Origin of the sequence: Paraglaciecola sp. MB-3u-78 (genome assembly GCF_002835935.1) — a bacterium.
Taxonomy (GTDB): domain Bacteria; phylum Pseudomonadota; class Gammaproteobacteria; order Enterobacterales; family Alteromonadaceae; genus Paraglaciecola.
On record NZ_PJCF01000086.1, the window covers coordinates 16936 to 29579 of the forward strand.

Here is a 12644-nt window from a genome sequence, read left to right on the forward strand (position 1 = left end):
GATTAAATTCAAATCAGTTACAATCAAAAGTAGACACTAAATGTTTTCTTTGCAAGGATCGTAATTGAGTACACAAATTGACAGACATAGCATTGATGACGCGCTATACATTTATCTTCAGGACAACAGCAAGAAGTGGTACGCACGATTTCAATTGTTTGGTAAATGGTATTGCAAATCGACCAAGGAAGTTGGAAAAGACCAAGCCATTGCCAAAGCACAGTTGCTGCGTATGGAATGGAAAATCAAAGCTGAAACAGGAACGCTAACAAAAAGTAAGCGTTTCCGAGATGTTGCCGAAAAAGCCATTGCCTGTATGGAGCTCGAATTGGCTAATGGTGGTGGCATAGCGAGCTACCGAGAATATATTCATGTTTTAAAAAGATACCATGTTACTTTTTTCGACCGCATTTACATCACCTCTATTGACCATCAAAAGCTTAGAGAGTTTGATGTCTGGCGTACACAACAAGCTAAAAGGGAGCTGACCAAGTCAACCATTCTGACTCACAACGCGGCAATGCAGATGGTCTTCAAGCAAGCGATAGAAAATCAATGGATGTTGCCTATACAAGTGCCTGTTCTTTCAAACAAAGGCGTCCAAGGTACTAGACGAGCATCATTCACACCGGATGAATATGAACACTTAGTATTTAGCAACGCTGAAATGATGAAGAACAGCAGAAAGCAAGTTACCGCAGACATTAGACAGCTACTGTTTTGTTACATGGAATTTGCTATCAACTCTGGACTAAGACCGGGAACCGAACTAGACCATCTGACTTGGGGAGATATACAAGTTGAGTCACACGATCACAAGAGCCGGTTTTTCATCACCGTTAGAAAAGGAAAAACAACCAAACATACTGGAACGCGCCAAGTCGTTTGTAAGCAAGGTATATTTGATGTTATTCAACTTCTGATACTAAAACACAAGAACCGCAAAGCGACAGACTTATTGTTTCGACTACCAAACGGAGATACAACAAACGAACTCGGACCGACCTTTTCTCGGCTGCTCAAAGAATGCGATATGAAAGAGTCACCAAGTGGCACTCGTACGCTATATTCACTGCGACACACCTATATTACCTGGGAATTAATGGCACAAAGTGTGTCTATAGACGTTCTGGCTAGACAGTGTGGCACCAGTATCCAAATGATTGAACAACACTACAGCCATGTTGTGCCGAAAATGTTCAGCAACCAATTGTCAGGTATGGATATGCCTGTTGAGGCCAAAGAGATTAAAGACCGATTCGATGTGCCTGATAAGACAAAAGAGTTGTTCGCCAAGAAAGCTAAGGCATGGGCTGACAATTATAGAAAACGTGGATGTATTTAACACCGCTAAGAATCCAATCACACTAGACTGACTAGCACCTATGTGCCATACCCGTCGTTCGTCATTCATTTGTTGACTGACTCAATGGCAGTTACCGGCCTCTTTATTTCGCTTCGATTACTAGCAAGTTAAACGAACAGTGCTCTCCATCGACTAGGAAGTAAACGACTGCAAAGCCCAAGTTTCCGGTCATAGCTTTTTTCTTCTTTTTAGTCTGACGTCGATCTAGTCTCAGTAATTCAATTATCACGTATGACGGCTTTTGGCTCTTGCCGTGAACCAGCAGTCAAAAGTTATTAAATCCCCCAGTATGAGCTTTTCCGTTGCAGTGGATACCCGACACTGAATTGTATAATCATAGTCAACCGCACATAATATGTATTTAAAAATGCTTGGTTGCTAATTTTCAAGTTTAAGGAAACAGAGATGTCCCTCTGTTTCCTTTGAGCTTACTTACCTTTTGGTGGGTTATTCCCTCTTCCGGACCCAGATGGATTCCCTTTACGGCTAGGCCAGTTTGGGTTTTGCCCCATATGTAGGTTTTGAACTAAGTTAATATCCATATTTACTCTCCTAGGTAGTCATCATTGTTAGGATTGTGGCCATCAGACCAATCATCCATATCTGCATCATTGTTTGGGTTGTTAATATCAGACCAAAGATCTAGTTCATCGTTTGACATGTCATTAGTATTTGCCATGTTAAGTTCCTCTTTAATTGGAATTAAAAATTCCGGATTAATTATTCAAATAGTTAAGCTATTTGCTTGTCTCATTAGACCTATTGATCTTCTCGACAGTTGGAATATTAAAATTAGAGTCGGTCATAAAACATGAAACTAGTTGTCCCCCCTTAAATTTTCTACTGTTATAGGGGGAGGTCATGATGTTTCATGGTAGAGTTTATTCCCTACGGGAATAATTAAGGATAATTAACGAGTAAGGAAAACTTATGAACGCCGCCCCATCAATTGAAGCAATTTTATTGCAAGTTCATCAAAGCCTCGAATTACCTCCATACACGACTAAACAAAAAGCTTCATTCGCGCAACTCAAGAGGCCTTTAAACAAACATTACGAACAACTGAATGAAATACTTGATGGAATATATCGCGCACTTGAAATTCATAACGATGAATCGGCTTGTGCAGATCTAAGTACCCACATTGTTAATTTCGCACTATTTCAGAAGGCACTAGAGCTCAAAACCTGGACCTTTAATGCAGATGCAAAGCAGGTTATTTGGCAACTAATTAGTCACTCATACGTTCCTGGCATTGCAAGAGTTATGGCGTTTTGGCATCTTGATGATGTAACTGACAAAGGAATGCCTGGAGGGCGTTTCTGGTATTTACCGACAGAAACAGAAGATCGTTTGAGAGTCATGATGCCTGTAGAACAAGTTTGTGCTTGGCTACTCGACCTGATTGGTATTCCATTGGATAGAATTCGAGAAACCCGTTTAAATAACAACGATCCTGATAATTTAATTCGGAATATATACAACTGGAAGAGTGGTAAGGTCCCCCGATATGATACGATTAAAAACAGCTTTCCTGACAAAAGCGATATAGAATTTAAAGGCTGTTTATATGTTGACAGTTCAGCGGCTGTTGAAATCCAACTAGAAACAGTTGCCAAGTTTATTCAATTTAAAAATCTATCTTCGGAAGATTTAATCCACGAAATACCTATTAGAAACTCTAGTGAGATTGATAAAATCATCGCTGGTAATGGTAAGTTAGAAAATATTAAAAACTTCATTAAATTGATGTCTATCCGATATGCTCAACCAACCTTTAAAACTATCAGGCAGAGGCTTCATATAGCTAAAGCAATACAAGATGGTTACAAGCGCTTAATTAAATATTTGTGTCCATGTGTTTCACCGAAAAATATGGATCTTGCACAAAACAAAGTTTTACAACTTTGCCATATTTATAAATATATCTATAACCTAACAATTGAAGCGCATCGGTTAAATCACGGAGAGTTAGCAGAAAATGAGTGGTTTGACGGCAAGCTTCCCTTAATAGATAAACACAGTTTGTTCTTATCTGTTGCACCTTCCATGTTTACTTGCTCGTCTTCATTACTTGGTGAAATACTTACAAAGCGATTTAATGGTATGAAATCAAGTGACCCGTTAATGGATCTTTTTGATGAAAATAAGGATACGACGATCGACTTATTTAAGTATAAAGTAGATGAGCAAGCTAGATGGGCCAGTGAAACGATAGCCATAGATGTACTGCAAAAAAATGTTACGAAAGGCTCGCCGTGGAGATCATTTCAGAAAGAAGACCGTTACTGGGTATTGACGCAAGTTATTCAAAGTTTAGCTCATAACCCCAAAGCTTTTAACGCTGGACTGAACCGTTTAAAAGAAGTAGCAACTAGCCTATTTGAGGAAGCAGGGATTATTCAGCTTGAACTGAACTATTTGGTCGACATGGATACAAGCAAACGACCTAAGAACATTCAAGAAACAGTTGAGTATTTACTTGCAGAAATAGAGAAAAATGAAGGATATCAAATTTGGCAAGCACCGGCTTTGGCAGCCAAAGCAAAACACTGCATAGCCTTAAATGAGTTTAAATCTGCAAGTCGTTTTTTTAAGGAGGCACTAGATGCTTGCAGTGAGAGAAGTTATGGCCCACTAAGGGGGTTTATAGCCAGAGATACTTTGGCAACTTTACTACAAATTGAAAAACTCAACAAAAATAATCATGAACGGTATTTACGTGAAATGATGGCTAACGATGTTTTTGAAATAAAAAACCCTTTTATTGAAGTAAGGCTGGAAAGCGTCGCGCGTGATTTAAATACTTACTTTTGGGATGAACTCTACAAGCCTTATCATAGAATCGCAAAGCTTAAGCCAGCGACAGATAGCCCCTTTTTGAGAAAAAACCACTGATTAAATATTTAGGTTGAGCAAAGCGATTCATCTATAGTCAATAACATGAAAATTAGAAGAACGATAAAGGATTAACACACGTGAAAAACGAAGAATTTGTGGATGAAGTACTAAGGAAAGTAGGAAGGAACGTGGTTCTTTTTCAACAGCTTGAGCAACTGTTTAAGTTTATTGTCGCTAATGGCAATCTCGCTGGATTTACCAGTGAAATCAAAACACTAAAACAACAACAGGAAAACAAAGTAAATAAGCAAACGATGGGGACCTTGGTTGGGGAATATGTCGAAAGTTCAAACCCAATGTTAGAGGCTGGCTCGCACGAGCCCGAGCAACTGGATGAAGCATATTTATCATTCAGTTTCAGGATTAAGTTTGATGAAGATTATTATCAAAGTCAGAAAGCAACTCTCGCCCAATTAGTCTCAGATAGAAATGATCTGATTCATCATCTATTACCTCGCTTTAATATAAATTCTGCTAAAAGTTGCGAAGCGCTAGGCCAAGAACTTGATGAACAGGCAGAAAAAATTAGGCTCGAAATCAAAAACGTACAATCAGTTGCTAAGGCTTTGCACAAAGGACGAGAGGAATTAGGTGATTACTTGCAATCCGAGAAAGGCAGAAAAGAACTAGAATTATCTTTTTTAAGGCAAAGCCATTTAGTACTTATGCTTGGAGACATCGCCACTCAAATAAGTAGAGAAGACGGGTGGGCTTTAATTAGCTCAGCTGGCCACCTAATCAAGGAACATGCACCAGAAGAGCTTGAGAAAATGAAAGAAAAGCATGGATATAGCTCACTAAAGAAACTTATCCAAGCCAGTAAAATTTTTGATATACACGAAGAAGCCACACCAAAAGGAGGAGCTAGAATTTTGTATAGATTGAAAGCGGAATGGGTAACTTGAGTCATTCAATATGCCAATTGCAAACAGTAGGAAATTGTTCACAACTGTCAATCACTATGGCTCACCTAACTTGCGGGCTATGGCACAAACGTCTCACATAATTTTGACCGGCGTATGACCGCTATTGCCGTGAACTTGTCATACGACTTAGCCAACACGTATGAACGTTGATCGCTCAACCCCCCTAGGCAGGTTATTGGCAGACCCGTATGTACAATGTTGGTAACAGCCTCGATTTTTCACTTCTTAATTACCAACAAAACTTGGTTATACCTTACCAATATTATTGCTTTTGTTAATACATATTAACACAAACTGGCTCTGATTTTGGCTAGCTAAAGTGCCAAAAGCTTGCTGCCAGCATAAGTTGACTATTCATTAGCTAGCTTGTTATTTACGTCAAACAAATACGCGTTTTCTTTCATAACATCAATTATATTCGGCTCGCCGACCTGATCATCCGTATCCCCCCTTTCGGGATAATCAAAACGGTCACGATAATGCCGCCAACTGGCAAGTAAAATTCGACAAAGCCAAGCAACAAGCCAACACGGCCCTAGCAAAACAACAGACCGATAACATCATCGAACTGGTACTGACCAGGCTATATAAGCTTCGTAATCAAATCATTTACGGCGGTGCTACTTAGAACAGACATGTGAACCGCAGCCAATTGAATGATGGAGTTAGTCTTCTGGGCAAACTGGTACCCATAATTATTGAAGTGATGATGGATAATCCCCAGGCATTGTGGGGCGAGGCGAATTATCCTGTGGTGGGTTAGGGCTTATAAAACCGAGAAAATAAGCCGACCGAACAAAGCACGTTTATGATTGACAACAAGAGCCATGAGTCGTAGATTATCCGCTAATCAAAATGATTACGTTTTGAAGTTAACGTTAGATGTCGCAGTCGTAGTAGATAAGGAAGTATGCAGAATAACGAACTTGAACAGCTCAACTTTGCCCAGAAGCGCCGCCTGGCGTTTATCGACTTTTTATTGTTGTTTAAAGGCTCCTTTTCCCGTGGTGACTTAACTAATAAATTTGAAATGGGTATGGCCAATGCTACGCGAGATATTGCGCTGTATCGTGAACTGGCACCAGATAACTGCGAGTTTGATAATCCAGGTAAACTCTATCGCCAAAGCAAGCTCTTTAGCCCTTTATTTGAGCATGACGCCCGCAAAACTCTGGTCAAGTTAGCCAATAACATTAGTGATGGTTTTGATGCCATCGGCGATATACAGTTTCCCGTCGAAGCCCCAAGCCAGCTTAACGTGCCGGATATTTTTATCGTCGCCCGTCTGGTGCAGGCCATACTCAATAAAAAAGCGGTTAGTGTAATTTATACCTCTTTAAGCAGTGGCTCAGCCAGCCGTGAACTGGTGCCCCATAGTATTATTGATAACGGATTGCGTTGGCATGTAAGAGCCTTCGATCGCAAATCCTCTTCGTTTCGCGATTTTGTGCTCACCCGTATCAGCAAGGTAAAACTACTCGACGACAGTGACGACAAAGCGCCCGAACAACATGAAGTCAAACTCGAAGATCATCAGTGGCAGCGAATTATGCCACTGCAACTGATACCACACCCCAACAATGTGCAGTTTCCCACTGCTATAGAAATGGATTACGGCATGAGTGCTGGCGTGCTTAATCTAAACGTACGAGCCGCTTTGGCCGGTTATTTGTTAAGACGCTGGAACGTGGACTGCACCGAAGATGCCAGATTAATAGGCGGCGAATACCAGCTTTGGCTGCGCAACCAACAAAGTCTTTACGGCGCTGAGAATTTGGCGATAGCGCCGGGATATAAAACAGATATGGAGGTCAATAATGGTTAAGTTAGAAGACATAAAAAAAGACGCACAAATCAGAGGTATTCAGGCTGAAGAGATTGTGCGAGTGGTGCAAGTGGAGGCGATTGGTGCCGATGCCATTACTGTTTATTACAAAGACAGTCAGGGTCAATTGGGCGAGCAGATGCTGTTTCGCACTGACGAAGTAAGGCTGGAACTCGCTAAAACCGGTCGCCCTTGGGCGTTTGATGCTCCTGGTGCAGAATTTAAGCTGGGCCTCGAAGCTTACCGTATTACACAGGCAGCGCTGTTTGATCCAATGATGGCCGTTCATACCTCGAACGTTGACCCTTATCCTCATCAGATTTCCGCAGTCTATGAGCATATGTTACCCAAACAGCCCCTGCGCTACGTCTTGGCAGACGACCCAGGTGCGGGTAAAACGATTATGGCGGGCTTACTCATTCGTGAGTTACTCATGCGAGCTGATGCTAAACGTATTCTAATCGTCTCGCCCGGCTCACTCACCGAGCAATGGCAAGATGAACTATTAGAAAAATTTGGGGTAACCTTTGATATTTTTAGTCGTGAAAAACAAGAGCAATGCGCATCAGGCAACTACTTTGATGAGACGGACCAGCTTATTTGTCGGCTCGATCAACTCTCCCGAAATGAAGACTTCCAGGAGAAGCTTAAAAATACCGAATGGGACTTAATCATTGTTGACGAGGCCCACAAACTATCCGCCAATTATTTCGGCAATAAGGTTAATAAAACCAAACGCTTCCTGTTAGGGGAATTGCTCGGCTCTATTACTCGCCACTACTTACTGATGACAGCAACACCGCATAACGGTAAAGAAGAAGACTTCCAAATTTGGCTATCGTTGCTCGATGGTGATCGCTTTTATGGTAAATTCCGTGAAGGTGCCCATAAGGTCGACGTAACAGACATGATGCGTCGCATGGTTAAAGAAGAGCTGCTCAAGTTTGACGGTACGCCACTGTTTCCAGAGCGCAGTGCCTACACGGCTAACTATGCCTTATCGCCGCCAGAGGCATCACTTTACGAGCAAGTTACCACCTACGTGCGCGAAGAAATGAATCGTGCAGATAAACTCGACGGTAAAAAGAAGAATAATGTTGGTTTTGCCCTAACCATGCTGCAACGCAGATTGGCCTCTAGCCCTGAAGCAATCTATCAATCATTAAAAAGACGACGAAAACGTTTAGAAGCAAGGCTTGAAGAAACCAAATTATTAGCAAGGGGGCAGGCTGTTCAGCGAGAAGGTATTGCTGAAACACTGGCTGAATATACCGCTAATAATAAAAACGGTTTGCCTGACAATTATGACGAGTTGGATGAAGATCTCAGTGCAGAGGAATACGAGTTATATGCCGAGCAAGTTGTGGATCAAGCATCCGCGGCAGAAACTATTCCCGAACTTGAAGCCGAAATCCTGAGTCTTAAGGATCTTGAATACCAATCGCTCACCGTTGTGCAATCTGGTAACGATAAAAAATGGGAAGAACTCTCTTGCCTGTTACAAGATAAGCCTGAAATGTTTACGGTGAGCGGAAGCAGAAGAAAGCTAATCATCTTTACCGAACACAAAGATACCCTCAATTACCTAGTAACCAGGATCGGCGACATGCTTGGCAATACCAATGCAGTGCGCACCATTTCTGGGGCTACTAATCGCGATGCCAGACGAAAAATTCAGGAAGAATTCCGTAACGACCCCGAAGTTGTGGTGCTGGTAGCAACCGACGCTGCAGGCGAAGGCGTTAATTTACAAAACGCCAATTTAATGGTGAATTATGATTTACCCTGGAATCCAAATCGATTGGAGCAACGTTTTGGTCGTATTCACCGAATCGGCCAAACAGAGGTGTGCCACCTTTGGAACCTCGTAGCCAGTGAAACTCGTGAAGGGGAAGTTTTCCAAAAACTGTTCGACAAAATAGAAATCGAAAAGAAAGCGTTGGGTGGAAAAGTATTCGACATATTGGGTGAGGCCTTCGATAACATCTCCCTAAAAGAGCTATTAGTGCAAGCAATACGTTATGGGGAAGACCCTAAAACCAAAGCAAAAATGAATGAGGTAATTGAAGGCGCGCTCGACTCAGAACACCTGAAAGAAATCATCAAACGCAATGCACTGGTCGATCAGCATATGGGGCTAGATGAACTTTATGCGGTAAAAGAAGAAATGGAAAAAGCTGAAGCACGTAAACTGCAACCCTATTTTATTCGTGCATTTTTTACCGAAGCCTTTCAAACCTTAGGTGGTGAAACCCGTGCGCGTGAAGCGGGTCGTTTTGAGGTGCGCTATGTACCCGCAGCCCTTCGTGAGCGGGATCGTATTATCGGCGAAAGTCGAACGCCTGTGCTCAAAAAATATGAACGCATCTGTTTTGAAAAACAACATGTTCGCCAGCCCGGCAAACCCATGGCAGATATGATCCATCCTAGTCATCCGCTGATGCATTCAGCAACCGATTTAGTCCTACAAGCACATAGGCCAAAGCTCAAACAAGGTGCCGTATTAGTCGACCCCAATGACGACAACACCGAACCCAAAGTTTTATTTATGGTAGACCACACTGTGCGAGAGAGTGGTCATGATGGTGTAGTGGCATCACGGCGTTTACAGTTTGTTGAAATTGATGAACAGGGTAAGGCCACCAATGCAGGTTGGGCACCACACTTAGATTTGCAAGCCATTGACGATTACGATCACAAACTGGTGGCAGACATACTACAAGCAGACTGGCTCAATAATAATCTAGACGCAATGGCACTTAACCATGCTTCTCAACAATTAGTGCCAGAGCATTATGCCGAAGTTAAAGACCGGCGAGAAAGGCAGGTGACTAAAATTCATGCAGCAGTGAGGGAACGCCTAGTAAAAGAAATCAATTACCAGCAGGATCGTGCAATTAAATTGCAACTTGATGTTGAAGCCGGAAAACAACCACGTGTCGCACCAGAACAATTTAAACGCAAGGCGGAAGAGCTGGCCGCCAGGTTGGAGCAAAGAGAAAGCGAATTGATAGCCAGAAAAAATGTGGTCTCCAGCACACCAGTGGTCATAGGCGGAGCATTGGTCATACCCCAGGGTTTATTGTCATTGCGCAAAGGTGATACGCCGTTTGCCATTGATGCCGCTGCCCGTGCACGGGTGGAACGAGTGGCCATGAATGCCGTCATGCAAGCAGAGCAAGCATTTGGTCATTGTGTTACCGATGTCGGCGCTGAAAAGTGTGGTTGGGACGTGACTTCGCGCCCACCCGTTAATGCCGACGGCTCCATCAAGCCAGACCGCCATATTGAAGTAAAAGGCCGCTCCAAAGGCCAAAGCACCATTACCGTGAGTCGAAACGAAATAATTTATGGCTTAAACCAAGCTGAAAAGTTTATTCTAGCCATTGTTGTAGTCGATGCAGACTCGCATGAAGGTCCGTATTACGTAAAAAATCCTTTTAATGTCGAACCTGATTTTGGCGTAGCCAGCATTAATTATGATCTCAGTGATCTGTTATCGAAGGCTGTAAAGCCGGAGCATAGTTTATGAAATTAGAAAAAATAACGCTGGAAAATTTTCGCTGCTATCAGCATTTGGATATTGATCTCCACTCAAACATCACAGTATTGACTGCAAACAATGGTCAAGGTAAAACGTCAATTCTAGATGCAATTCGTATTGCGCTGTGGCCATTTATCAGTCAATTCGATTTAGCAAAAACAGCCTACGCTGACCCAGCCAACACCATTATCATTGATGATGTGAAAATCTCAAAATCCGCTGAGCAGAGATCACCAATATTCGGTGCATTGGATGAAATGGCGAGACAATTTCCTTCATCCATTACAGCAGTTGGTTGCTACAAAACAGGAATAAGTAGTTGGCAACGTTATCGTGATAGCGAGGCTAAAAAATCACAAACCAAAGATGATGTAGGTGCAAAGGCATTAAAAGATTCGGCTAGTGAACTTCAAAGTACAATAAGAAATTTAAGTTTGCCACCTAGAACTTTGCCGGTATTTGGATATTACGGAACAGGTCGCCTATGGCGGGAAAAGCGACTTATGGATGGTAAGAAAGGTGCAAAAGAAAGAAATAACGAACAGATAAGAACCTTTGCTTATCGTGATTGCTTAGACCCAGCATCCAGTTTTAAACAGTTTCAAGATTGGTTTACTTCAGCGTACCTAAAAGTTATGGAGTATCAAATCAAACAGTTAGAGGATGGCGCAACGTTTATCGAAGTACCTAACGAGTTACGCCGTCCGGTAAAAGTAGTTCAAGATGCGGTAAACGAAGTGTTAAAACCGGTAGGTTGGCAGAACCTCCAATACAGCGAAAAATACGATAAATCGTTAGTCTTGAAACATCCAAATCATGGCGTGATGAAAATATCTCAATTAAGTGACGGCATTAAAAATATGTTAGCGATGATTGCTGATATCGCTTATCGCTGCGTATTACTCAATGGGCATTTACAAGACCAGGCCGCTAAGCAATCCCCAGGTGTTGTTATGATTGATGAAGTGGATATGCATTTACACCCGCAATGGCAGCAAACAGTTATAGCCTCCCTGCGTCAGGCATTTCCAAATATTCAATTTATTGTAACGACTCACAGCCCCCAAGTTCTGTCTACAGTGCCGGCAGAAAGTATTCGCGTTATCAAACACGAAGTTGATATCAATACAGATGAAATCATTTCGACAGCTAATCCACCAACAAAACAAAGCCGGGGGGTAGCCAGTGCAGATGTTATGGCAGAATTACAATTGGTCGACCCTATCCCAGATGTAGAAGAAGCTTACTGGCTAACTCAATACAAACAACTCGTTACCCAACACGGACATGAAAATGTTCAAGGAAACCTATTAAAAGAAAAAATCATTGAACACTTTGGTGAGTCTCATCAAGAATGGCTCGAATGCGAACGATTGATTCGCTTACAAGCCATGAAGGCCAAACTGCCAAAGCGCAACAATTAAGGGGCGAAGATGCATAAACTAAATCGCCCTATACCGCCAACATGTTTGTGCCAGTATCAACATGGAAGAGATAATTGGGGCAATGTTACGCCAGAACACAAAAGTGAAATCTGGCTAAAGCTCGACGAAATGCAGCAGTATCGCTGCGCTTACTGTGAAGCTGAAATAAAAACAGACCGAGCTAACAGTAACTCACACATAGAGCATTTACGCCAGCGCAGAGCCAATAGTTATCCTCAAGGAACTTTTCTGTGGAGCAATATATTTGGCTCTTGCAACCGTCAAGACAGTTGTGGCAAGCATAAAGACTACCTACCGCGATATATCCATGAAGACCTTATCAAGATAGACGACGAAGACCCTGAAGCGTTTCTTGAGTTTTTATCGGACGGCAATGTCGTACCAGTCAAAGGATTAAACCCTAATCAGAAACATCGTGCTGAGGAAACAATTCGCATATTTAATCTAAATGGTGCCTTACGCAAAATTCGAGAATCAGCTGTAAAAGGCTATATGCAAACAGCAGAAGAACTTGCAAGCTATGCCGCAGAATTCGACGAAGCCGAATGGTTGCCACTGCTGCAAAACGAATTAGACAATATAAAAAAATTGCCTTTTACTACAGCCATTAAACATGTGTTGCTACCGGCATGAGAGA

The 12644-nt window shown here is 42.2% G+C and carries 8 protein-coding genes; 7 read left to right on the forward strand and 1 reads right to left on the reverse strand.

What is annotated here, in order from left to right:
- The first annotated feature begins 64 nt into the window (after positions 1 to 64).
- Entirely contained in the window at positions 65 to 1345 is a 1281-nt protein-coding gene (locus CXF95_RS26520; RefSeq protein ID WP_101201425.1) for a site-specific integrase, read from the forward strand.
- Between the two features lie 565 nt (positions 1346 to 1910).
- Here CXF95_RS26520 and CXF95_RS31230 read toward each other — a convergent pair.
- Complete coding sequence (locus CXF95_RS31230) at positions 1911 to 2045, reverse strand: hypothetical protein (protein ID WP_255418962.1); 135 nt, start codon at positions 2043 to 2045, stop codon at positions 1911 to 1913.
- A 251-nt stretch (positions 2046 to 2296) separates the two neighbouring features.
- Here CXF95_RS31230 and CXF95_RS26525 point away from each other — a divergent pair, with 251 nt between their 5' ends.
- The 6 genes from CXF95_RS26525 to ptuB all read left to right on the forward strand — a co-directional run bounded on the left by CXF95_RS26525 (position 2297) and on the right by ptuB (position 12640).
- Positions 2297 to 4264, forward strand: coding sequence for a hypothetical protein (locus tag CXF95_RS26525; RefSeq protein WP_101201426.1), 1968 nt, complete (start codon positions 2297 to 2299; stop codon positions 4262 to 4264).
- Between the two features lie 80 nt (positions 4265 to 4344).
- Positions 4345 to 5172 carry an OST-HTH/LOTUS domain-containing protein gene (locus CXF95_RS26530; RefSeq protein ID WP_101201427.1) on the forward strand — a complete coding sequence of 276 codons (828 nt, stop codon included), beginning with the start codon at positions 4345 to 4347 and terminating at the stop codon, positions 5170 to 5172.
- A gap of 931 nt (positions 5173 to 6103) precedes the next feature.
- Positions 6104 to 7018: a WYL domain-containing protein gene (locus CXF95_RS26535; protein ID WP_101201428.1), complete on the forward strand. Its 915-nt coding sequence runs from the start codon at positions 6104 to 6106 to the stop codon at positions 7016 to 7018.
- Positions 7011 to 10550, forward strand: a complete 3540-nt coding sequence (locus CXF95_RS26540; RefSeq protein ID WP_101201429.1) for a helicase-related protein — start codon at positions 7011 to 7013, stop codon at positions 10548 to 10550. The genes CXF95_RS26535 and CXF95_RS26540 overlap by 8 nt, the downstream gene beginning before the upstream one ends.
- Positions 10547 to 11986, forward strand: a complete 1440-nt coding sequence (locus tag CXF95_RS26545) for an AAA family ATPase (RefSeq protein ID WP_101201430.1) — start codon at positions 10547 to 10549, stop codon at positions 11984 to 11986. The genes CXF95_RS26540 and CXF95_RS26545 overlap by 4 nt, the downstream gene beginning before the upstream one ends.
- Before the next feature lie 9 nt (positions 11987 to 11995).
- Positions 11996 to 12640, forward strand: coding sequence for a retron Ec78 anti-phage system effector HNH endonuclease PtuB (ptuB, locus tag CXF95_RS26550; protein WP_101201431.1), 645 nt, complete (start codon positions 11996 to 11998; stop codon positions 12638 to 12640).
- The last annotated feature ends 4 nt before the right edge of the window (positions 12641 to 12644 follow it).

Bases quoted from the DNA above. Each gene is read 5' to 3' on its own strand.
- CXF95_RS31230 (WP_255418962.1), bottom strand. From the start codon at position 2,045: ATGGCAAATACTAATGACATGTCAAACGATGAACTAGATCTTTGGTCT.
- CXF95_RS26535 (WP_101201428.1), top strand. From the start codon at position 6,104: ATGCAGAATAACGAACTTGAACAGCTCAACTTTGCCCAGAAGCGCCGC.
- CXF95_RS26545 (WP_101201430.1), top strand. From the start codon at position 10,547: ATGAAATTAGAAAAAATAACGCTGGAAAATTTTCGCTGCTATCAGCAT.
- ptuB (WP_101201431.1), top strand. From the start codon at position 11,996: ATGCATAAACTAAATCGCCCTATACCGCCAACATGTTTGTGCCAGTAT.
- CXF95_RS26525 (WP_101201426.1), top strand. From the start codon at position 2,297: ATGAACGCCGCCCCATCAATTGAAGCAATTTTATTGCAAGTTCATCAA.
- CXF95_RS26540 (WP_101201429.1), top strand. From the start codon at position 7,011: ATGGTTAAGTTAGAAGACATAAAAAAAGACGCACAAATCAGAGGTATT.